Consider the following 21,187-nt stretch of genomic DNA (forward strand, 5'->3'; position numbering starts at 1 on the left):
AGGCCCGAAATACAGCAAACAACTCGTCATCAACGGGTACTCGCGTTCGCGCCATTCTTGCGCAGCATCTTCCACAGCGCGCCGAGCACGATCGGTACGATCGCCGCGCCGATACCGACCAGCACGATCACGTTCAGATACTGACGGATGAACGGGATGTTGCCGAAGAAATAGCCGAGCAGTGTCAGCAGCAGCACCCACAACAGCGCGCCGACGACGTTGAACATCTGGAAGCGGCTCCACGTCATCGACGACGCGCCCGCGACGAATGGCGCAAACGTCCGCACGACAGGGATGAAACGCGCGAGCACGATCGTCTTGCCGCCGTGTTTCTCATAGAAGTTGTGCGTCTTCTGCAGCGCGGCGCGATCGAGAAAGCGCTCGAGCACCGGAATGTGCGTATTGAACACGCGCGGTCCGATCGCGCGGCCGATCAGATAGTTGGTCGTATTGCCCGAGACCGCCGCCACCAGCAGCAACAGGATCAGCAGTCCGAGATGCATCTGCCCGGTCGCGCAGAACGCGCCGCCGATGAACAGCAGCGAATCGCCCGGCAGAAACGGCAGCACCACGAGCCCCGTTTCGGCGAACACGATCGCGAACAGCACCGCGTAGACCCAGGCACCGTACACCTGAATGAAGTCTCCGAGAAACTTGTCGATGTGCAGGACAAGATTGGCGAAATGTAGCAGCGTATCCAAGGAACGTCCTTTTAAACCAGTGTATGCGTAGAGGGAAAACGGCCACCGCGCGACCCTGCAACAGGCGCAGCGAGCGGCGGGCCGACCGCTGCGAATTGACCGCGACATGATACCGAAAGTGCCTCGGGTCGAATGAAAATCTGCTGGTTGGGCGTCTGCGCGGGCGGCGTGCGCCAAGTCGCTATAATTTCGCCATGTCCGAATTCTCCGAAACGCCTGCGGGCACCGCGGCCGCGGCCGCACCTTCCGACGCCTCCCGCGCGGCGCCCGCGCCGCGTCCGTTGCGCGCCATCCAGCCGCTCCCCGATCAATTGATCAGCCAGATCGCCGCAGGCGAAGTGGTCGAGCGGCCGGCGTCGGTAGTCAAGGAGCTGCTCGAGAATGCGCTCGACGCGGGCGCGCAGACGCTGCGCATCCTGCTCGACGAAGGCGGCGTCAAACGCATCTCGATCACCGACGACGGCTGCGGCATCCCCGAGAACGAACTCGTGCTCGCCCTGACGCGCCATGCGACCAGCAAGATCCGCTCGCTTGCCGAGCTCGAAGCGGTCGCGACGCTCGGGTTCCGCGGCGAAGCGCTGGCGTCGATCGCGTCGGTCGCGCAGATGAGCATCACGAGCCGCACCGCAGATGTGCCGCACGCGGTGCGCATCGACGCGGAAACCGGCGTGCTGAGTCCCGCCGCTGGCACCCAGGGCACGACGATCGAAGTCCGCGAGCTGTACTTCAACACCCCGGCACGCCGCAAATTCCTGAAAAGCGAACAGACCGAACTCGGCCACTGTCTTGAACAGATCCGCCGCGCCGCGCTCGCGCGGCCGGACGTCGCGATCTCGGTGCTGCACAACGGCAAGGCCGTCGAGCATTGGAACGCGAGCGAGCCGCCCGCGCGGGTTGCGAAGATTCTCGGCGAGACGTTCGCGACCGCCCATCTGCCGCTCGGCGAATCCGCCGGTCCGCTTGCGATCTACGGCTGCGCCGGTCTGCCGACCGCGAGCCGCGGTCGCGCCGATCAACAGTATTTCTTCGTCAACGGCCGCTTCGTGCGTGACAAGCTGCTCACGCACGCGGTGCGCGCCGCGTATGAAGACGTGCTGCACGGTGAGCGTTATCCGTCGTACGTGCTGTTCCTCGATTTGCCGCCCGAAGGCGTCGACGTGAACGTACATCCGTCGAAAATCGAGGTGCGTTTCCGCGATTCGCGCTCGATCCACCAGTTCGTGTTCCATGCGGTGCAGCGCGCGCTCGCGCGGCACGCGGGCGCGTCGCCTGAAACGACGGCGGGCGGGCATGCGGCGCACCTGGAACCGTCGGCCGGTGGACCGGCTTCATCTGGTTCGACGCCGCCGGGTGTCACAAGCGGCGTAGGCGACGGCATTGGCGCGGGCGCCGGTCTTTCGAGCGGCGCGGGCTTCGGCGCGGGAAACCGCGGCGTCCTTGGCGGCGGCAGCGGCGGCAGCGGCTTCAGCAGCTTCGGCGCCCCGGGCGCCTCGCAGCCTGGCAATACGTGGATGCGCCAGGCACGCATGACGCAAGGCACGCTGCCGGTCGCGCAACCGCTCGCCGGTTACGACGCGCTGTTCGGCCGCAAGGATCCGCTTGCCGGCCGGGTCGAAGGCGCGTCGCTGTTCGAAGCGCGCGACTCCGCAACCGACACGACGTCGCCATACGACGCAGCGCCGTTCGCGCCGCGCCCGGCTTCCCCCGCATTCGACGCCACCGACGACCAGCCGCTCGGCTTCGCGCTCGGCCAGGTCCACGGCATCTACGTGCTCGCGCAGAACCGCCATGGGCTCGTGATCGTCGACATGCATGCGGCACACGAGCGCATCCTGTACGAGCAGTTCAAGAGCGCGCTCGCCGACCGCGCGATCGCCGTGCAGCCGCTGCTGATCCCGCAGACGATGCAGGCCGATCCGGTCGAAATCGGCACGGTCGAGGAAGAGCGCGATACGCTCGATGCGCTCGGCTTCGACCTCGCGGTGCTGTCGCCGACCACGCTCGCGATCCGCGCGGTCCCCGCGTTGCTGAAGGACGCCGACCTGCAAGCGCTGGCGCGCGCGGTGCTGTCCGATCTGCATGCATTCGGCGGCTCGCGCGTGCTGACCGAGCGTCAGCACGAACTGCTCGGCACGCTCGCGTGCCATCACGCGGTGCGCGCGAACCGGCGTCTGACGCTCGACGAAATGAACGCGCTGTTGCGCCAGATGGAAGCGACCGAGCGCGCCGATCAGTGCAACCACGGGCGTCCAACCTGGTATCAGCTGACGCTGGCCGATCTCGATCGGCTGTTCATGCGCGGGCAGTAATGGCGCTGCGTTTCGATCACACCGTTGCGCCGCGCGCCCGCTTGCCCATGACGTCACACCCTACCCCCATCCCGTGCCTGCTCGGCCCGACCGCGTCCGGCAAGACCGCCGCCGCGCTCGCGCTCGCCGCGCGGCGGCCGGTCGAAATCATCAGCGTCGACTCGGCGCTCGTCTATCGCGAGATGGACATCGGCACCGCGAAGCCGACCGCGGAAGAACGCGCGGTCGCGCCGCATCATCTGATCGATATCGTCGATCCGGCCGACTCGTACTCGGCCGCGCAGTTTCGCGCCGATACGCTGCGGCTCGTCGGAGAAATTCATGCGCGCGGGCGGCTGCCGCTGCTGGTCGGCGGCACGATGCTTTACTACAAGGCGCTCACGCAGGGGCTCAACGACCTGCCCGCCGCCGATGCCGAAGTACGCGCGAGACTCGACGCCGACGCCGCCCGCGACGGCTGGCCGGCGCTTCACGCGCGGCTCGCCGCGCTCGATCCGGTCACGGCCGCGCGTCTCGCGCCGAACGACTCGCAGCGCATCCAGCGCGCGCTGGAAGTGTTCATGCTGACCGGCCAGCCGATGTCGACGCTGCTCGCCGCGCCCGCGCGCATCGACGACGCCGCATCGGCAAGCTTCGTGCCGGTCGCGCTGGAGCCGTCCGAGCGTGGCGTGCTGCACGCGCGCATCGAGCAGCGCTTCGATTCGATGCTCGCGCACGGTTTCGTCGATGAAGTGGTGAAGCTGCGCGCGCGCGGCGACCTGCTGCCCGAGATGCCGTCGATGCGCTGCGTCGGGTATCGGCAGGTGTGGGAATACCTCGATGGCGCGGTCGACTATCGGACCATGCGCGACAAGGGCGTCTTCGCGACGCGGCAACTCTGCAAGCGGCAGCTCACGTGGCTGCGCAGCATGCCGGAAAGACAGGTGGTGGATTGCTGCGATCCGCACGCGACGGCGCGGGTGGTAGAGTTGATCGAAACGCTGGTTTGAGGCGCCGATCAGCGTGGGGGAATCGGAGGGACGTAAAGCAGGAATTTGAAGCGGGAAATGTGAAGCAAAGGATTCGAGGCCTGCGCGGCGCACCATTGCGGCACGCCGCCCTCGTCAACCTTTAAACCACGACCGTCTGCGCTTCACCCGCTGCGCTTTCACGGACCGTGCCGATCTTCCAGACCTGCTCGCCCGCCGCGGACAGCAGACCGATCGCCGCTTCGGCATCCGCGGCCGACACGATCACCGCCATACCGATACCGCAGTTGAACACGCGGTGCATTTCCGCATCGGCGACGCCGCCGTGCTTCTGCAGCCACGAGAACAGCGGCGGCAGCGGCCACGCGCGATGGTCGAGCTCGGCCGTCAGGCCTTCGCGCAGCACGCGCGGAATGTTCTCGACGAGGCCGCCGCCCGTGATGTGCGCCATACCCTTGACCTCGATCTGCTGCATCAGCGCGAGCAGCGGCTTCACGTAGATGCGCGTCGGCGCCATCAGCGCGTCGGCGAGCGTGCGGCCGTCGAAGTCCGCGTTCAGATCGGGATCGGCACGCTCGATGATCTTGCGCACGAGCGAAAAGCCGTTCGAATGGATGCCGCTCGACGCGAGCCCGAGCACCACGTCGCCCGACGCGATCTTGCTGCCGTCGATGATCTTGCTCTTTTCCACCGCGCCGACCGCGAAACCAGCCAGGTCGTATTCGCCGTCCGGGTACATGCCCGGCATTTCCGCGGTTTCGCCGCCGATCAACGCGCAACCCGACAGCTCGCAGCCGTGCGCAATGCCCTTCACGACGGTCGCCGCCGTGCCGACGTCGAGCTTGCCGCAGGCGAAATAGTCGAGGAAGAACAGCGGCTCGGCGCCCTGCACGAGGATGTCGTTGACGCTCATCGCGACCAGATCCTGGCCGACCGTGTCGTGCTTGTTCAGCTGGAACGCCAGACGCAGCTTGGTGCCGACGCCGTCGGTGCCGGACACGAGCACCGGTTCCTTGTACTTCTTCGGCACTTCGAACAACGCGCCGAATCCACCGATGCCGCCCAGCACGCCGTCGCGCAGGGTCTTCTTGGCAAAGGGCTTGATGGCGTCGACGAGGGCGTCACCCGCATCGATGTCCACGCCGGCGTCGCGATACGACAAACCTTGGGCCGAATCGGTTGAATGCTCGGCGGATTTCGGTTGATTCATGGGGAAAAGCTCGAAGGTCGGTAAAATGCGATTTTACCCGATGCTGGCCGCCTGGCTGGAATTCACGCGTTCCGACGATATCCTGGAAACGACATTGCAACACGACACCCCGATTCCGGCGCCGCCGACCCGCGCAATTGCGCCAGCCGTGCTTCGCGACGCGCGGCCTCACGACCCGGCGAGCACGCTTCACGACAACTGAGCGCCTGGCAACCTTCCAGGCCCCGAGGTCCGGGCCACTCGCGGCCTGAGCCTCATTTTCGGCATTAACCTACTGTGCTTCGTCAACTGACGCTCGATCTCGGCACCCCGCCGCCATCGACATTCGACAATTTCTTCGCCGGCGCGAACGCCGAGCTGGTCACGCGCCTGCGTGAGCTCGACGACGCGCTCGCCTCCGGACCGGTCGCCGATCGCACCTTCTACATCTGGGGCGAAGCCGGCAGCGGCCGCACGCACCTGCTGCAGGCGCTCGTGCACGAAGCGCCGCCGGGGCATGCGCGCTTCGCCGGGCCGCAAAGCAGCCTCGCCGCCTTCGGCTTCGATCCGCGCGTCGCGCTCTATGCGATCGACGACTGCGACGCGCTGTCGGCCGCGCAGCAGATCGCCGTGTTCAACCTGTTCAACGAAGTGCGCGCGCATCCGACCAGCGCGCTCGTCGCCGCGGGCAACGCGGCGCCGATCGGCATGACGGTGCGCGAAGATTTGCGCACGCGCCTCGGCTGGGGACTGGTGTTTCACCTTGCGCCGTTGCCCGACGACGCGAAGGCCGCGGTGTTGAAACGCGCGGCGCGCGAGCGCGGCATCATGCTGGCCGACGACGTGCCCGCCTACCTGCTCACGCACTTTCGCCGCGACATGCCGAGCCTGATGGCGCTGCTCGACGCGCTCGACCGCTTCTCGCTCGAACAGAAACGCGCGGTCACGCTGCCGCTGTTGCGCACGATGCTCGCGTCGCCCGACCCCGCCGCCGCACCGGGTTCACACGCCGCTCTTCCCGCTTCAAGTAAAATAGGCGCCCATGGCTAACCTTGCACTCTTCGATCTCGACCACACGCTCATTCCCACCGACAGCGACCACGAATGGGGCCGCTTCATGGTGAAAAAAGGCATGGTCGACGCCGAAAATTTCGCCCGTGAAAACGATCGCTTTTACGCCGACTACAAGGCCGGCAAGCTCGACATTCACGCTTATCTGATCGCCATGCTGACGCCGCTCGCGAAGTACACACGCGCGCAGCTCGCTGACTTTCACGCGCAGTACATGCACGAGGTCATCTCGCCGGCCATCCAGCCGGTGGCGCTCGAACTCGTGAAACAGCATCGTGAAGCGGGCGACCTGTGCTGCGTCGTCACCGCGACCAACGAGTTCATCACGCGGCCGATCGCGCAGGCGTTCGGCGTCGACACGCTGATCGCGTGCGAGGCGGAGACCGTCGGCGGGGAGCCGCACGGCGCCTACACCGGTCGCCCCACCGGCACGCCGAGCTACAAGGAAGGCAAGATCGTGCGCACCGAAACGTGGCTCGCGTCGCTCGGCAAGAGCTGGAGCGACTTCGAGCACAGCTATTTCTATAGCGATTCGCACAACGACATCCCGCTGCTCGAAAAAGTCACCGATCCCATCGCGACCAATCCGGACGACACGTTGCGCGCCCATGCGCAAGCCAAAGGCTGGCGCATCCTCGAACTCTTCCAACCCTCGTGATCAAGAAACTCATCCGCAAGCTATTCGGCCAGGACACGGCGACCGCTGACGACACGCTCTCCGCCGCCGCCAGCGTCGACGGCAATGCCAATGGCAAGCCGCCGGCGCGCGGCAAGTCCGTATCCGGCACGACCGTATCCGGCACGACCGCTTCCGGCACGGCCGCGCGGCCGCGCCGCAAGTCCGCAAGTGCCGTTGCTGCCGCGCAAGCGCCGCGCGAGCCGGACGTACCCGTCATCATTCCGCACGACGTGCACGGCATCGACCCCACGCTGATCTCGCGCAATGCGATCCGCGTGACCGAGGGCCTGCAACAGGCGGGCTTCCGTGCGTTCATCGTCGGCGGCGCGGTGCGCGATCTGCTGCTCGGCGTCAAGCCGAAAGACTTCGACGTCGCGACCGACGCGACTCCCGAACAGGTGCAGAAGCTGTTCCGCCGCGCGCGCATCATCGGCCGGCGCTTCCAGATCGTGCACGTGCAGTTCGGCCAGGAAATCATCGAAACCTCGACGTTCCGCGCGCTGGTCGATCCGCCCGCGGCCGACGCGCCGCCGCCGAAGCGTCTGAAGCGCGACGAGCTCGACCGCCGCACCCACGCGGTCGATGCGAGCGGCCGCGTGCTGCGCGACAACGTGTGGGGCGAACAGCACGAGGACGCCACGCGCCGCGACTTCACGATCAACGCGATGTACTACGATCCGGCCACACAAACGGTGCTGGACTACCACAACGGCATGGCCGACATGCGCGCGCGCCTGTTGCGCATGATCGGCGACCCGGTCACGCGCTATCGCGAGGATCCGGTGCGCATGCTGCGCGTCGTGCGCTTCGCCGCCAAGCTCGACTTCGACATCGACGACGCCACGCGCGCGCCGATCGAGAAGATGGCCGATCTGATCAACAACGTGCCCGCCGCGCGTCTGTTCGACGAAATGCTGAAGCTGATGCTGTCGGGTCACGCGCTCGCGTGCCTGAAGTGGCTGCGCCAGGAAGGCCTGCATCACGGGCTGTTGCCGCTGCTCGACGTCGTGCTCGAGCAGCCGACCGGCGAAAAATTCATTTCTCTGGCACTCTCTAACACAGATGCACGCGTGCTCGCCGGCAAGCCGGTGTCGCCGGGCTTCCTGTTCGCGACGCTGTTGTGGCACGACGTGCAGCAGCGCTGGCAGAAGTTCGAGGCCGAAGGCGAGTATCCGGTGCCCGCGCTGCATCGCGCGATGGACGAAGTGCTCGACATGCAGACCGAAAAGCTCGCGATCCACAAGCGCTTCTCGGCCGACATGCGCGAGATCTGGGGCCTGCAGCTGCGCCTCGAAAAACGCTCGGGGCGCAGCGCGCTGAAGCTGCTCGAACACCAAAGATTTAGAGCGGGGTATGATTTCCTCCTGTTGCGCTGCGCATCGGGCGAACTCGACGAGTCGGTCGGTGCATGGTGGACGGAGTTCATCGAAGGAGACGTCGCCGCGCGCGAGACATTGCTCACGCAAGGCGGGAAGGACCGGAGCCCAAGAAAACGACGGCGGCGCGGTGGCGCCAGAAGCCGCAAATCAGGTGACGGAGTGGAGGGCGGCTCGTCCGCCGAACGCACGGACAACGACGCGGGCCTCGAAGGCTCGCACGAAGACTGACGCGGCGTTCGCGGAAAAGCCGTCAAAACGATAGTTGCAGGAAGATATGCCATGACGGTTGCTTATCTTGGCCTCGGCGCGAATCTCGGGGACGCGCGCCAGACCCTGAAAGACGCGGTGGTGTGCCTCGCACAACAGCACACCATCACCGTGCTCGCCAAATCGAGCCTGTATCGCACTGCCCCGATCGACGCGGGCGGCGACGACTTTTTCAACTGCGTCGTGAAGCTGGAAACGACGCTCCCCGTGCGGCATCTGCTCGCGCTGTGCCACAAGATCGAGCATCAGTTCGGCCGTGAGCGGCCGTTCCGCAATGCGCCGCGCACGCTCGATCTCGACATCCTGCTGTATGGCGATCAATCGATCGACGAAGCCGATCTGATCGTGCCGCACCCACGCCTCGTCGAGCGCGCGTTTGCGCTGGTGCCGCTCGTCGAGATCGACGCGGCGATCGTCATTCCGCTGCATGGCCGGGCCGCCGCGCTGCTCGACAGCGTGAGCGATCAGCGCATCGAGAAAGTAAATTCGCCCTGCCAGTGCCCGATGCTCAATGCGCTGACCGGCAATTCCGCCGAAAAAGGCCGTTGCGAATGAGTTCGCCGCCGCTCACGGTCACCGCGCCGCAACTGCGCCCGCCGTTCGGCTATATCGCGATCGAAGGGCCGATCGGCGTCGGCAAAACCTCACTCGCGCGGCGCCTCGCGCAACGCTGGTCGATGCACGAACTGTTCGAACGCTCGCAAGACAATCCGTTCCTTGAACGCTTCTATCGCGACACCACGCGCTATGCGCTACCGGTGCAGTTGCACTTCGCATTGCAACGCGCGCAGCAGGCGCAGGAAGTCAGCGCCGCGCAGGCGAGCGGCACGCCGCTGATCGCCGACTTCATTACGCAGCGAAACGACATCTTCGCGCGTCTGACCTTGCAGGAAGACGAGTGGCAGCTGTACCGCGCGCTTGCCGTGCGGCTCGACGTCAGCGCGCCGGAGCCGGACTTCGTCGTTTATCTGCAGGCGAGCCCAGAGGTGCTGTTCGCGCGCATCCAGAAGCGCGCGGTGCCGATGGAGCTGCAGATTTCCGATGCCTATCTGCGCGCACTGTGCGACGCGTACAACGAATTCTTCTACCACTACGACCGCACGCCCGTGCTGACGGTCAACGCCGAACACCTGAATCCGCTCGACTCCGACGCGGACCTTGCGCTGCTCGCCGAACGCATCGAGACGATGCGCGGCCGCAAGGAATTCTTTGTCAAAGCCACGTCGCTGTAAGCGGCGCGGCTAGTTCATTTTTTTCACTGGATTGACCATGACTTATTTGCAGGAAGCGAGCCGGAGCGCGATCACCGTGCCGAAACTGCAGGCAATGCGCGACGCTGGCGAAAAGATCGCCATGCTCACCTGCTACGACGCGAGCTTCGCCGCGCTGCTCGATCGCGCGGGCGTCGACGTGCTGCTGATCGGCGACTCGCTCGGCAACGTCCTGCAAGGCCAGGCGACCACGCTGCCGGTGTCGCTTGCCGACATCGCGTATCACACGGCGAGCGTCGCGCGCGCGCGGCCGTCGGCGCTGATCGTCGCGGACCTGCCGTTCGGCACCTACGGCACGCGCGAAGACGCATTCAGGAGCTCGGTCGAACTGATGCGCGCGGGCGCGCAGATGGTCAAGCTCGAAGGCGGCGAATGGCTCGCCGGCACGGTGCGGTTTCTGGTCGAGCGCTCGATTCCGGTGTGCGCGCATGTGGGTCTCACGCCGCAGTCGGTGCATGCGTTCGGCGGCTTCAAGGTGCAGGCCAAGACCGAAGCGGGCGCAAGCCAGCTGCTGCGCGATTCGCTCGCCGTGCAGGAAGCCGGCGCGCAATTGATCGTGATGGAAGCGATCCCGTCGCAACTCGCGAGCGAGGTCACGCAGCAGCTGCGCATTCCGACAATTGGTATCGGCGCGGGCCTCGGCTGCTCGGGTCAGGTGCTGGTGCTGCACGACATGCTCGGGATTTTTCCTGGCAAGCGACCGCGCTTCGTGAAGGATTTCATGCAGGGACAGCCGAATATTCAGGCGGCCGTCGAGGCGTATGTGCGGGCGGTAAAGGACGGCACGTTTCCCGGCGCCGAGCACACGTTCTGATGCTTCATTGCCGCGCGAGCGCGCGGCATTCCCGTATTTTTCAGTGCTCTAACCAACAAGCCGTGCCGGCACCGCGCCGCGCAACGCGTTGCACACGAGCAGCGCTTCGGCGTTCAGCACATCCGCCCGTGTCAGCACTTTTTCACCTGCCCGCAAGCCCGACGCGTCGTCGAGCAACACGCTTCGCATTACACCTGGCAGCACGCCTGACGCGAGCGGCGGCGTCCACCATTGTCCCGCGAGCTTCACGAACACGTTCGACCTGCCGCCTTCGGTCAGTTCGCCCCGTTCGTTGAAAAACAGCGTATCGAAGGCGCCCTTCGCTTCGGCTTCGCGCCAGCCGCGGTCGTAGTCTGCCCGGCGCGTAGTCTTGTGGCGCAGCAGCGGATCGGCGGCGTGGGTCGGCGCGAACTGCGCTTCGGGGCCGAGCAGAACACCAACGATCGCATCCGCCAACGGCGCAAGTATCGCGGCCGAGATCTGGGTCACCCCGCTCTTGCTCAAAGCAAGCCGCATTCGATGCGGCATATGCGCCGGGAGCGTGGCGCACCGCGCTGAAATCTCCCCACGAATGCGCGCTTCGTCGAACCCGAAGCCAAGCGTCGCGGCGCTCGACGACAAGCGCCGCAGATGCCGCTCGACGTGCCGTACGCCGTCTTCCCGCGTCGCGAACATCGTTTCGAACAGTTCGAAACCCGGCTCGGCGCCCATCAGAAAACGTGCTTTCAATCGACACTCCTCGTGCTCGTCGGCGGCCACGCTGTCGAGCACGATGCCCGCGCCGATGCCCATGCTGCCGCGCAGACCGTTCGTGCCACCGTCTGACGCCGATGACGCAGTCAACGTCAACGTGCGAATCGCGACCGACATGCAAAAGTCGCCGCAATCGTGATCATCGCCCGGCGCATCGAGCCAGCCGATCGCGCCGGTATAGAGCCCGCGCGGCGTGCTTTCCAGTTCGTCGATCAACTGCATCGTGCGATGCTTCGGCGCACCGGTAATCGAGCCGCAGGGAAACAGCGCGCGCAGGATCGTCGCGAACGAGGTGCCGTCGAGCAACGTCGCCTCGACAGTCGACGTCATCTGCCACACCGACGCATACGGCTCGACCGAAAACAACGCCGGCACGCTGACCGAGCCGATCCGCGCGACTCGCGACAGATCGTTGCGCAACAGATCGACGATCATGACATTCTCGGCGCGGTTCTTCGGATCGGTCGCGAGGAACTCGGCGTTACCCCGGTCGACGGCAGGATCTTGCGAGCGCGGCGCCGTGCCCTTCATCGGCCGCGCGCGCAACGTCGGGCCGTGCTTTTCGACGAATAGTTCGGGCGAACACGACAGCACCCACGCATCGTCCGGCAACGCGATCAGCGCGCCGAACGACACGGGCTGGCGCGCGCGCAACCGCCGATAGAACGCGAGCGGCGAGCCGAACACGTCGAAGCCGAGGCGGTACGTGTAGTTGACCTGATAGGAATCGCCCGCGCGCAGGGCGGCGTGAATCGCGTCGATCGCCGCGTCGAACTCGGCGCGATCGACGCTCTCGCGCACGTTCGCGGTGCCCGCGACCGACGGCTCGAAAGCGCCGTTGTCCCGCGCCGTCAGCCACGCGTCGACCTCGTCGCGCGAAAGCTTCGCACAACGTTCGAACAATAAAAAACGCAGCGTGGCATTGCCACGCTGCGTTTCAGAAGACCGGCGCGCATCGAAACCCATCAGCGCGCGGCCAAATTCATAATCGGCGAGCACAACGGCGTGCAAACCGCTCCGGGTATCCGCCGCGACGCTGTCGCACACGGCTTCGAGCTGCGCCGCCTCCGTGCAGACCCGCTCGCGCACGAAACCCGTGTACAAGCGGCTCGACGGAAGCGCCGCCGTTGCACCGCAATCGTCGAGCAGCGCGAACGCCGCGCCGCGACTGTCCACCGTCATACTGACCGCCGAATCAAATCAATCGAAAAAGCTCTTTACGCGATCGAACCAGCTCTTGCTTTGCGGACTATGCCGCGAACCGCCTTCCACGAGCGCCTTTTCGAACTGCTTGAGCAGATCGCGCTGCGCTTCGGTGAGCTTGACCGGCGTTTCAACCTGCACGTGTACGTACAGATCGCCGGCGATGCTCGAACGCAGCCCCTTGATGCCCTTGCCGCGCAAACGGAACGTCTTGCCGGACTGCGTGCCTTCCGGCACCGTGAAGCTGGCGCGACCGGCGAGCGTCGGCACCTCGATATCGCCGCCGAGCGCCGCGGTAGTGAACGGTATCGGCATCTGGCAATGCAGATCGTCGCCGTCACGCTCGAACACCGAGTGCTGCTTGATATGAATCTCGACATACAGATCGCCCGACGGACCGCCGTTGATGCCCGGCTCGCCGTTGCCGGCCGAGCGGATGCGCATGCCGTCGTCGATACCGGCCGGGATCTTCACTTCGAGCGTCTTGGTTTCCTTCACCTTACCCGCGCCGTGGCAGTGATTGCACGGCTCGGGGATGTAGGTGCCGGTGCCGTGGCACTTCGGGCAAGTCTGCTGGATGCTGAAGAAGCCCTGCGACATGCGCACCGAACCCGAGCCGCTACAGGTCGGGCAGGTTTCCGGCTTGGTGCCCGGCTTCGCGCCCGAGCCATGGCAGACTTCGCACGAAACCCAGCTCGGCACGCGAATCTGCGTGTCGTAGCCGTGCGCGGCCTGCTCGAGCGTGATTTCCATGCTGTAGCGCAGATCGGCGCCGCGATACACCTGCGGGCCCGCGCGGCCGCCTCCGCGTGCGCCGCCGCCGGCCGCCTGGCCGAAGATGTCGCCGAAGATGTCGCCGAATGCATCGGCAAAGCCGCCGAAACCTTGCGCGCCGGCCCCACCCATGTTCGGATCGACGCCCGCGTGACCGTACTGATCGTACGCGGCGCGCTTTTGCGAATCCGACAGCATTTCATAGGCTTCCTTCACTTCCTTGAAATGCTCTTCCGCATCCTTGTGACCCGGATTGCGGTCGGGGTGGTGCTTCATCGCGAGCTTGCGATAAGCCTTCTTGATTTCGTCGTCGCTCGCGTTCTTTGCGACGCCCAGAACCTCGTAGTAATCCCGTTTCGCCATATCGGTTCAACGCCGCCGCGCAAAGCGACGCGGTAGCTCCTTGTGAATGCTGTGGAGTCTCACGACTCGTCCGGCCGCTGTCTGCGCCGCGCCAGGGCACGGTTCAAAACAACGCCCTCCATAAAACGAACGTGCCCGGAGAGCCCCAAAAAGGCTCGCCAGGCGCGAAAACCGCTCTTGCACTTTGGGCGCCCCGGGGGCGCCGTTCTCGTGCAGCCGGGCCGCGCACATTGCTGTGCACGGCTTTACGGTCGGATGCCGACCTGGCTTTAGTCTTTCTTCACTTCCTTGAAGTCAGCGTCGACCACATCGTCGGCCTGCTGGCTCGCACCCGCCGATGCACCGGCACCGCCCGCCGCGCCCGCCGCCGCTTCGGCACCCTGCGCAGCCTGCATGTCGGCGTACATCTTCTCGCCCATCTTCTGCGAGGCCGTGGCCACCGCTTCGATCTTCGCTTCGATCGCGGCTTTGTCGCTCGAGTTGCTCTTCAGCGTGTCTTCGAGGTCCTTCAACGCGGCTTCGATCTTGTCCTTCTCGCCAGCTTCGAGCTTGTCGCCGTACTCGGTCAGCGCCTTCTTCGTGCTGTGGACGAGGGCGTCACCCTGGTTGCGGGCATCGGCCAGTTCACGCAGCTTGTGATCTTCTTCCGCGTTCGCTTCGGCGTCCTTCACCATCTTCTCGATTTCGGCTTCGGACAGACCCGAGTTCGCCTTGATCGTGATGCGGTTCTCCTTGCCGGTCGCCTTGTCCTTCGCGCCGACGTGCAGAATGCCGTTCGCGTCGATGTCGAAGCTCACTTCGATCTGCGGCACGCCGCGCGGTGCCGGCGGAATGCCTTCGAGGTTGAACTCGCCGAGCAGCTTGTTGCCCGCTGCCATTTCGCGTTCGCCCTGGAACACCTTGATCGTCACGGCGCCTTGATTGTCATCAGCCGTCGAGTAGACCTGCGCGTGCTTGGTCGGGATCGTCGTGTTCTTGTTGATCATCTTCGTCATCACGCCGCCGAGCGTTTCGATGCCGAGCGACAACGGGGTCACGTCGAGCAGCAGCACGTCCTTGCGGTCGCCCGACAGAACCTGGCCCTGGATCGCGGCACCAACGGCCACGGCTTCGTCCGGATTCACGTCACGGCGCGGATCCTTGCCGAAGAACTCCTTCACCTTTTCCTGCACCTTCGGCATACGGGTCATACCGCCGACCAGGATCACGTCGTCGACTTCACCGACCTTCACGCCCGCGTCCTTGATCGCGACGCGGCACGGCTCGATGGTGCGTTCGATCAGGTCTTCGACCAGCGCTTCCAGCTTGGCGCGCGTGATCTTCAGGTTCAGGTGCTTCGGACCCGATGCGTCCGCCGTGATGTACGGCAGGTTGATTTCGGTCTGCTGGCTCGACGACAGCTCGATCTTGGCCTTTTCAGCCGATTCCTTCAGGCGCTGCAGCGCGAGCACGTCTTTCGACAGATCGACGCCCTGCTCCTTCTTGAACTCGCCGATGATGTAGTCGATGATGCGCTGGTCGAAGTCTTCGCCGCCGAGGAACGTATCGCCGTTCGTGGATAGCACTTCGAACTGCATTTCACCGTCGACGTCCGCGATTTCGATGATCGACACGTCGAACGTACCGCCGCCCAGGTCGTACACCGCGATCTTGCGATCGCCCTTTTCGGCTTTGTCCAGACCGAACGCGAGAGCCGCGGCGGTCGGTTCGTTGATGATCCGCTTGACTTCCAGACCGGCGATGCGGCCGGCGTCCTTGGTTGCCTGACGCTGGCTGTCGTTGAAGTACGCCGGCACCGTGATCACGGCTTCCGTGACGGTCTCGCCAAGGTAGTCCTCAGCGGTCTTCTTCATCTTGCGCAGGACTTCGGCGGAGATTTGCGGCGGCGCGAGCTTCTGGTCGCGCACTTCGACCCATGCGTCACCGTTGTCGGCCTTGATGATCTTGTAGGGCATCAGGCCGATGTCCTTCTGCACTTCCTTCTCTTCGAAGCGGCGGCCGATCAGGCGCTTGACCGCGAACAGCGTGTTCTTCGGGTTCGTGACCGACTGACGCTTGGCCGGCGCGCCGACCAGGATTTCGCTGTCATCCATGTAAGCGATGATCGACGGCGTGGTGCGCGCGCCTTCCGAGTTCTCGATGACCTTGACCGAGTTGCCTTCCATGATCGCCACGCACGAGTTGGTCGTGCCGAGGTCGATACCGATGATTTTGCCCATTTTTACAAATCTCCTGACTTTGATCGCTGCGGAAAGCGCCCGGTTGACCCATTTGGCGGCGGGACGATCCGCTCTCAATTCATACCTGCACTCAAAATAAGTGCGGCCACATCGTTTTCAAGACCTCTTTTGCGATGCGGTCTTTAATTTTTTTCAATCACAGGGCGAGGCGCCTGAATCTTCGCTGCGAGCCCGCTCCGTCAGTCTGCGCGGCGCTCCCGGCGTGGTTCGCCGGAAGTGCCTGAATCGATGGGATCTTTGCGGCACGTAGCGAGGCGAAGCGACGCAGCAGACGCCACCGGCGCAAACGCCCGGAGCGATTGTCGACGTGATTACTTCGGCGCCGCGACGGTCACGAGCGCGGGACGCAGTACGCGATCCGCGATCACAAAGCCCTTTTGCAGCACCGCGACGACGGTGTTCGGCTCCTGGTCGGCCGGCACCATCGAAATGGCCTGATGGCGATGCGGATCGAACTTTTCGCCGACCGGATTGATCGCCATGACGCGCCCCTTCTCGAGCGCGCCGCTCAACTGCCGCAGCGTGAGCTCGACGCCTTCGCGGACCTTCTGCAAGTCGTCGGACGAATGGGCGACGGCCGCCTCGAGACTGTCGACCACCGGCAGCAGATGCTCGGCGAAGCTCTCGATCGCAAACTTGTGCGCCTTGGCGACATCTTCCTGAGCGCGCCGGCGTACATTTTCGGTTTCGGCCTTCGCGCGCAGGAAGCTTTCCTGCAACTCGGCGATCTTCGCCTGAGCGTCGGCCAGCGCCTGCTCGGCGGCACCCTGGGCCGGTTCCGCGGGGCGCGCCGGTGTCCGGCTGTTGAGCAGCGGCCCCGGCCGCCTCGGCGGCCTGGCGCGCGGCTTCGTCGGCGGGCGTGGGATTCTGGCTCGTCGGGTTCTCTTGCGTGTTTTCCATGTCGCTGAAAGTCGTTAAAAAGTAAAAGCCAAAGGCGGTGCAAGCCGTTCCGACACAGTACGATTCATGCTTTGCAAAATCGCGACACGCGTCTTCGCGCCGATCCGCCAGACCGGACCCCAGATGGGGCCTGAAAAAGCCGTTTCAAGCGGGTCGAGGGTTTTTTCGCACCACCGACGTGCAGGCGAAATGCGCCGTAACAAGCCTCACCGTGGCGCAATCAGATAGAGATTGAGTGCAGCCCGCAACTGACCTATTCTCCAGTCATGGAGCAGCAACGCCACGTTAACCCTAATCTGACGTAAGCGTTACCGACACCTGACAGTCGTTCCGATAGCCTGTTTCAGCCCATCAAGGGGAGTACCGTGAAACTGACCTTTGCAATCGGCGTGGTCGCACTGGTACTGATCGCGGGCACCACGACCATCTGCATGTCCGGTGCGGTCAACGACCACACCACCGAGTACGGCGGCGCACACGCCACCGTGGAGCAGTTTCTCAATCCCCACCTGAAAATCTGTCGATAGTGCGCCGGTCGCGTTTGGTCGGTCGGCCGTGCAGCGCGGCGGCCGGCTCGTGGTAGACCTTGCGCCGTTCCTGCTCGACCTGCCGCTTCGCCTTGCTCTGCGCGGTTTCCACATAAAGCGTCTGCGCGACGCTCGCCGGACCGCGTACGTCGCATACGCCCAGCACCTCCACCTGCCACACGTAGCGCTCGATCTCGATTTCGACCAGATCGCCGACACGCACGTCCTTCGCCGGCTTCACGGCGACGCCGCCGATACGCACCCGCCCCTTGTCGACCGCCTCCGCGGCCAGCGAACGCGTCTTGAAGAAGCGCGCGGCCCACAGCCATTTGTCGATGCGCAGTTTCGCGCCCGGTTCGGTTGAAATGCGGTAGTTCATCTGCGTATTCAAGCTCCTGTCGTGTGCGGCACCGGCACCGCCTGCACGGGCCAGCCCTGCAGATGCTGCGCAACGATCTCGCCAAGCGCGGCAACCCACGGCTGCGACGCGTTCAGACAGGCGATCCGGTGAAACTCCTTGCCACCCGCCTGCAGAAATTCGCCGCGCACTTCCATGCCGATTTCCTCGATCGTTTCGAGGCAGTCGGCGGTGAAACCCGGGCAAAACACGTCAGCACGCCGCACGCCTGCCGCGCCGAGCTCCTTCAACGTCGGCGCCGTGTAGGGCTGCAGCCATTCGGCCTTGCCGAAGCGCGACTGGAACGTGATGCGGCATTCGACCGACGTCAAATCGAGCGCCTGCATCAGCAGCGCGCCGGTCTGCTGGCATTGCTCGTGGTACGGGTCGCCGAGGTCGAGCGTGCGCTTGGGCACGCCGTGGAAACTGAGCACGAGCTTGTCGCCCGCCGCGAAATCGGGGCGGCCGTGCAGATGCCAGTAGTGGTGCACCTGTGCGGCGAGCGCCGCGATGTACGCCGGGTGATCGGCGTACTGGCGCACGGTGCGGACTTCCGGCTGGTTGCGCATGCGCTTGAGCGCGGAAAAGGCTTCGTCGAACGCGGTCGCGGTGGTCGACGCCGAATACTGCGGATACATCGGCATCAGCAACACGCGCTCGGCGCCCGCGAGCTTCAGCTGGTTCAGCATTGCCGGAATGCCGGGCGTGCCGTAGCGCATCGCGTAGTCGACCAGCACCGTGTAGTCGTTCAGTTGCAGCAGATGGCGCAGGCCCTCGACCTGCTTTTCGGTGTGGACGCGCAGCGGTGAGCCCTCGGGCATCCACACCGCCGCATACTTCTTCGCAGAGCTGCGGCCGCGCAACGGCAGAATCAGCAGACGCAGAATGAGCTGCCACAGCAGCGCCGGAATTTCGACCACGCGAGGATCGGACAGGAACTGCGCGAGGTAGCGGCGCACCGCGCGCGGCGTCGGCGCGTCGGGCGTGCCGAGATTGATCAGCAACACGGCGACGCGATGCGACGTGGCGTTCTGTGAAGGCCGCTCGAGGTCGAAGCGCATAGGTAGCAGAAATCACCGCATTTTGCGGCGAGTCGATTCAATGGAGATTCATTATAGCGGCGCGAGTTCTGCCCGGCGCCGCCAGAGACCCCTGGCCATTCGGACGATTGGCAGACACCGCGCGTTCGCGCATCATGATCGCCACGGACTGCGATGACGCCAGTTCCGCGGAGCCCGAGGACTACTGCTGGCTGAGCGTCATGGACAACAGCCGCGCGGTTATGTCCACGATCGGAATCACGCGGCTGTAGGCCATGCGGGTCGGTCCGATCACACCGAGCGTGCCGACGATCTTGCCGTTCACCTCGTACGGCGCGGTGACGACGCTCATTTCCTCGATCGGTACCAGATTCGATTCGCCTCCAATGAATATTTGCACGCCCGCCGCGTGACTCGACACGTCGAGCAACTGAAGGAGGCTGGTCTTCTGGTCGAACACATCGAACAGCTTGCGCAGGCGCGCCATGTCCGACGAAAGATCGGCGACTTCGAGCAGATTGCGCTCGCCCGAGATCAACACGGTCTCGCCGGTGTCGGATTCGTCGGTGCTGGCGGTGACGGCCGCGTGCATCAGCGAGGTCATGTCGCCACGCAGCTCGTCGATTTCCTCGCGCAGGCGGCGGCGCACCTCGTCGAACGAGAGGCCCGCGAAGTGCGCGTTGATGTAATTGGAGGCTTCCACCAGCTGCGAAGGCGAAAAGTCGCGCTGGGTGGCGAGAATGCGGTTTTGCACGTCGCCTTCGGGCGTCACGATGATCAGCAGAATGCGCTGGTCGGACAGGCGCATGAATTCGATCTGCTTGAACACGTGGCTGCGACGCGGCGTGAGCACGACGCCGGCGAACTGCGACAGATTTGACAGCACGCTCGCCGCCGCGGCGACGATCTTCTGCGGCTCGCCCACCTGCAGCGTGGTCTTGACGGTGCGCGTCACCGCCTCCTCGTCGGCGGCGGATTCGACGGTCAGCATCGTGTCGACGAACAGGCGGTAGCCGCGTGGCGTCGGAATGCGCCCTGCCGACGTATGCGGACTGATCACGAGCCCCAGATCCTCGAGGTCCGACATCACGTTGCGGATCGTGGCCGGACTCAGTTCGAGGCCCGAATAACGTGACAGCGTGCGCGAGCCGACCGGCTGACCTTCGGCGATGTAGCGCTCAATCAGCGTTTTGAGGAGGGTTTGTGCGCGAGGATCTAGCATGGCGAAAAATTTTAGCTCATTGGCGTCGCAGCCGAGAGCGCCCGCGGCGCCCGCTCCCGGCGAATGCACCGCCGTCGGCGGGCTCGCATGTCATCGGGTCTTCACCATTCTAACGATAATCGCGACATACGCAGACGCCCTGCGTGCGCCGCCCCACAACCGGGTTGGTCTGCGGTTCTTTTCAGGCCCTACCTATGGTGTAATGCCGGCATGCAAGTGACCAGCCAGTTCAAGACCGTCGCGCTCGTCGGGCGCAGCAATACGCCAGGCATCGGCGAGCCGCTGACCGCGCTCGCCGCCTGCATCGCGAAGCTCGGCCTGGAAGTCGTGTTCGAAGCAGACACCGCCGCCGAAATCGGCGTGACCGACTATCCGGCGCTGCGTCTCGCCGAGATCGGCGCGCGCGCCGACGTCGCCGTGGTGCTCGGCGGCGACGGCACGATGCTCGGCATCGGCCGCCAGCTTGCGCCGTATCGCACGCCCTTGATCGGCATCAACCACGGGCGGCTCGGCTTCATCACGGACATTCCGATCTCCGACATGCGCGAGATCGTGCCGCAGATGCTGTCCGGCAATTTCGAGCGCGAGGAGCGCGTGCTGCTCGAAGCGCGCATCGTGCGCGACGGCACGCCGATCTACCACGCGCTCGCGTTCAACGACGTGGTGGTCAACCGCAGCGGCTTCTCGGGCATGGCGGAGTTGCGCGTGTCGGTCGACGGCCGCTTCATGTACAACCAGCGCTCGGACGGCCTGATCGTCGCGACGCCGACCGGCTCGACCGCGTACGCGCTGTCCTCGCAGGGGCCGATCCTGCATCCGCAACTACAGGGCATCGTGCTCGTGCCGATCGCGCCGCACGCGCTGTCGAACCGGCCGATCGTGCTGCCGGACGAATCGAAGGTCAGCATCCAGATCGTTTCCGGGCGCGAGGTGAACGTCAATTTCGACATGCAGTCGTTCACGTCGCTGGAGCTCGGTGACACGATCGAGGTGCGCCGTTCGCGCCACACGGTGCCGATGCTGCATCCGGTCGGCTACAGCTACTATGCGACGTTACGCAAGAAGCTGCACTGGCACGAGTACCCGTCGCACGAAGAAGACCCGAGGCCGTAAGCGGCAC

General features: G+C 64.9%; 19 protein-coding genes and 1 pseudogene. 11 read left to right on the top strand and 9 right to left on the bottom strand.

The genetic code is table 11. From position 1 onward, the window contains the following. Nucleotides 1-29: 29 nt before the first annotated feature. Nucleotides 30-701 carry a VTT domain-containing protein gene (locus tag OKW35_RS06405; protein WP_176078921.1) on the bottom strand — a complete coding sequence of 224 codons (672 nt, stop codon included), beginning with the start codon at nt 699-701 and terminating at the stop codon, nt 30-32. A 194-nt stretch (nt 702-895) separates the two neighbouring features. Between OKW35_RS06405 and mutL the strand changes: the two genes are divergently transcribed. Both mutL and miaA read left to right on the top strand, forming a co-directional pair. Continuing rightward, entirely contained in the window at nt 896-3,010 is a 2,115-nt protein-coding gene (gene mutL / locus OKW35_RS06410; protein ID WP_429551523.1) for a DNA mismatch repair endonuclease MutL, read from the top strand. 47 nt (nt 3,011-3,057) lie between these two features. Then, complete coding sequence (miaA, locus tag OKW35_RS06415; RefSeq protein WP_429551524.1) at nt 3,058-3,999, top strand: tRNA (adenosine(37)-N6)-dimethylallyltransferase MiaA; 942 nt, start codon at nt 3,058-3,060, stop codon at nt 3,997-3,999. Between the two features lie 121 nt (nt 4,000-4,120). Here the strand turns inward: miaA and purM are convergent, their stop codons facing one another. Continuing rightward, on the bottom strand, nt 4,121-5,188 hold the full coding sequence (gene purM, locus OKW35_RS06420; protein ID WP_429551525.1) for a phosphoribosylformylglycinamidine cyclo-ligase: 1,068 nt from the start codon (nt 5,186-5,188) through the stop codon (nt 4,121-4,123). Here purM and OKW35_RS06425 point away from each other — a divergent pair. The 7 genes from OKW35_RS06425 to panB all read left to right on the top strand — a co-directional run bounded on the left by OKW35_RS06425 (nt 5,187) and on the right by panB (nt 10,648). Further along, on the top strand, nt 5,187-5,390 hold the full coding sequence (locus OKW35_RS06425; RefSeq protein WP_184062286.1) for a hypothetical protein: 204 nt from the start codon (nt 5,187-5,189) through the stop codon (nt 5,388-5,390). The two genes, purM and OKW35_RS06425, sit on opposite strands and share 2 nt — an antisense overlap. Before the next feature lie 74 nt (nt 5,391-5,464). After that, nucleotides 5,465-6,217, top strand: a complete 753-nt coding sequence (gene hda / locus OKW35_RS06430; protein ID WP_090803130.1) for a DnaA regulatory inactivator Hda — start codon at nt 5,465-5,467, stop codon at nt 6,215-6,217. Then, complete coding sequence (locus OKW35_RS06435; protein WP_429335779.1) at nt 6,210-6,896, top strand: HAD family hydrolase; 687 nt, start codon at nt 6,210-6,212, stop codon at nt 6,894-6,896. Before hda ends, OKW35_RS06435 begins: the two co-directional genes overlap by 8 nt. Beyond that, the gene (pcnB, locus tag OKW35_RS06440; RefSeq protein ID WP_429551526.1) at nt 6,893-8,524 is read left to right on the top strand and encodes a polynucleotide adenylyltransferase PcnB; all 1,632 of its coding nucleotides are present in this window, start codon (nt 6,893-6,895) and stop codon (nt 8,522-8,524) included. The genes OKW35_RS06435 and pcnB overlap by 4 nt, the downstream gene beginning before the upstream one ends. 51 nt (nt 8,525-8,575) lie before the next feature. Further along, nucleotides 8,576-9,118 (top strand): 2-amino-4-hydroxy-6-hydroxymethyldihydropteridine diphosphokinase, encoded by a 543-nt coding sequence (folK, locus tag OKW35_RS06445; RefSeq protein WP_184062288.1) that lies wholly within the window; start codon nt 8,576-8,578, stop codon nt 9,116-9,118. Next, nucleotides 9,115-9,795, top strand: coding sequence for a deoxynucleoside kinase (locus OKW35_RS06450; protein ID WP_090803123.1), 681 nt, complete (start codon nt 9,115-9,117; stop codon nt 9,793-9,795). Before folK ends, OKW35_RS06450 begins: the two co-directional genes overlap by 4 nt. Before the next feature lie 37 nt (nt 9,796-9,832). After that, nucleotides 9,833-10,648, top strand: coding sequence for a 3-methyl-2-oxobutanoate hydroxymethyltransferase (gene panB / locus OKW35_RS06455; protein ID WP_429407373.1), 816 nt, complete (start codon nt 9,833-9,835; stop codon nt 10,646-10,648). 48 nt (nt 10,649-10,696) lie between these two features. Here the strand turns inward: panB and pabB are convergent, their stop codons facing one another. From pabB to grpE, 4 genes and pseudogenes are all read right to left on the bottom strand, one after another. Next, complete coding sequence (gene pabB, locus OKW35_RS06460) at nt 10,697-12,583, bottom strand: aminodeoxychorismate synthase component I (RefSeq protein WP_429551527.1); 1,887 nt, start codon at nt 12,581-12,583, stop codon at nt 10,697-10,699. Nucleotides 12,584-12,601: 18 nt separating this feature from the next. Beyond that, complete coding sequence (gene dnaJ, locus OKW35_RS06465; protein WP_018419484.1) at nt 12,602-13,741, bottom strand: molecular chaperone DnaJ; 1,140 nt, start codon at nt 13,739-13,741, stop codon at nt 12,602-12,604. Nucleotides 13,742-14,010: 269 nt separating this feature from the next. Then, nucleotides 14,011-15,960: a molecular chaperone DnaK gene (gene dnaK, locus OKW35_RS06470; protein ID WP_018419483.1), complete on the bottom strand. Its 1,950-nt coding sequence runs from the start codon at nt 15,958-15,960 to the stop codon at nt 14,011-14,013. 332 nt (nt 15,961-16,292) lie between these two features. After that, nucleotides 16,293-16,881, bottom strand: a pseudogene (gene grpE, locus OKW35_RS06475) (nucleotide exchange factor GrpE). Nucleotides 16,882-17,246: 365 nt separating this feature from the next. Between grpE and OKW35_RS06480 the strand changes: the two are divergent. Beyond that, nucleotides 17,247-17,408 carry a hypothetical protein gene (locus tag OKW35_RS06480; RefSeq protein WP_167368620.1) on the top strand — a complete coding sequence of 54 codons (162 nt, stop codon included), beginning with the start codon at nt 17,247-17,249 and terminating at the stop codon, nt 17,406-17,408. On the opposite strand, the gene OKW35_RS06485 is transcribed toward OKW35_RS06480, so the two are convergent. From OKW35_RS06485 to hrcA, 3 genes are all read right to left on the bottom strand, one after another. After that, a complete protein-coding gene (locus OKW35_RS06485; RefSeq protein WP_018419480.1) occupies nt 17,380-17,787 on the bottom strand; it encodes an RNA-binding S4 domain-containing protein in 408 nt (135 codons plus the stop codon). The two genes, OKW35_RS06480 and OKW35_RS06485, sit on opposite strands and share 29 nt — an antisense overlap. An 8-nt stretch (nt 17,788-17,795) precedes the next feature. Continuing rightward, nucleotides 17,796-18,866 carry a ferrochelatase gene (gene hemH, locus OKW35_RS06490; protein ID WP_429335773.1) on the bottom strand — a complete coding sequence of 357 codons (1,071 nt, stop codon included), beginning with the start codon at nt 18,864-18,866 and terminating at the stop codon, nt 17,796-17,798. 181 nt (nt 18,867-19,047) lie between these two features. After that, on the bottom strand, nt 19,048-20,067 hold the full coding sequence (gene hrcA / locus OKW35_RS06495; protein ID WP_184062291.1) for a heat-inducible transcriptional repressor HrcA: 1,020 nt from the start codon (nt 20,065-20,067) through the stop codon (nt 19,048-19,050). Nucleotides 20,068-20,277: 210 nt separating this feature from the next. On the opposite strand from hrcA, the gene OKW35_RS06500 reads away from it, so the two are divergent. Further along, complete coding sequence (locus OKW35_RS06500) at nt 20,278-21,180, top strand: NAD kinase (protein ID WP_184055543.1); 903 nt, start codon at nt 20,278-20,280, stop codon at nt 21,178-21,180. Nucleotides 21,181-21,187 lie beyond the last annotated feature (7 nt).

The sequence above is a fragment of the Paraburkholderia sp. MM5477-R1 genome (genome assembly GCF_050436385.1).
In the GTDB taxonomy this organism is placed as follows: domain Bacteria; phylum Pseudomonadota; class Gammaproteobacteria; order Burkholderiales; family Burkholderiaceae; genus Paraburkholderia; species Paraburkholderia tuberum.

Excerpts from the sequence above, each read along its gene's own strand:
- folK (WP_184062288.1), top strand. The coding sequence starts at position 8,576 with ATGACGGTTGCTTATCTTGGCCTCGGCGCGAATCTCGGGGACGCGCGC.
- pabB (WP_429551527.1), bottom strand. The coding sequence starts at position 12,583 with ATGACGGTGGACAGTCGCGGCGCGGCGTTCGCGCTGCTCGACGATTGC.
- OKW35_RS06450 (WP_090803123.1), top strand. The coding sequence starts at position 9,115 with ATGAGTTCGCCGCCGCTCACGGTCACCGCGCCGCAACTGCGCCCGCCG.
- OKW35_RS06435 (WP_429335779.1), top strand. The coding sequence starts at position 6,210 with ATGGCTAACCTTGCACTCTTCGATCTCGACCACACGCTCATTCCCACC.
- dnaK (WP_018419483.1), bottom strand. The coding sequence starts at position 15,960 with ATGGGCAAAATCATCGGTATCGACCTCGGCACGACCAACTCGTGCGTG.
- dnaJ (WP_018419484.1), bottom strand. The coding sequence starts at position 13,741 with ATGGCGAAACGGGATTACTACGAGGTTCTGGGCGTCGCAAAGAACGCG.
- mutL (WP_429551523.1), top strand. The coding sequence starts at position 896 with ATGTCCGAATTCTCCGAAACGCCTGCGGGCACCGCGGCCGCGGCCGCA.
- hrcA (WP_184062291.1), bottom strand. The coding sequence starts at position 20,067 with ATGCTAGATCCTCGCGCACAAACCCTCCTCAAAACGCTGATTGAGCGC.
- OKW35_RS06500 (WP_184055543.1), top strand. The coding sequence starts at position 20,278 with ATGCAAGTGACCAGCCAGTTCAAGACCGTCGCGCTCGTCGGGCGCAGC.
- purM (WP_429551525.1), bottom strand. The coding sequence starts at position 5,188 with ATGAATCAACCGAAATCCGCCGAGCATTCAACCGATTCGGCCCAAGGT.
- panB (WP_429407373.1), top strand. The coding sequence starts at position 9,833 with ATGACTTATTTGCAGGAAGCGAGCCGGAGCGCGATCACCGTGCCGAAA.
- OKW35_RS06485 (WP_018419480.1), bottom strand. The coding sequence starts at position 17,787 with ATGAACTACCGCATTTCAACCGAACCGGGCGCGAAACTGCGCATCGAC.
- OKW35_RS06425 (WP_184062286.1), top strand. The coding sequence starts at position 5,187 with ATGGGGAAAAGCTCGAAGGTCGGTAAAATGCGATTTTACCCGATGCTG.
- hemH (WP_429335773.1), bottom strand. The coding sequence starts at position 18,866 with ATGCGCTTCGACCTCGAGCGGCCTTCACAGAACGCCACGTCGCATCGC.
- miaA (WP_429551524.1), top strand. The coding sequence starts at position 3,058 with ATGACGTCACACCCTACCCCCATCCCGTGCCTGCTCGGCCCGACCGCG.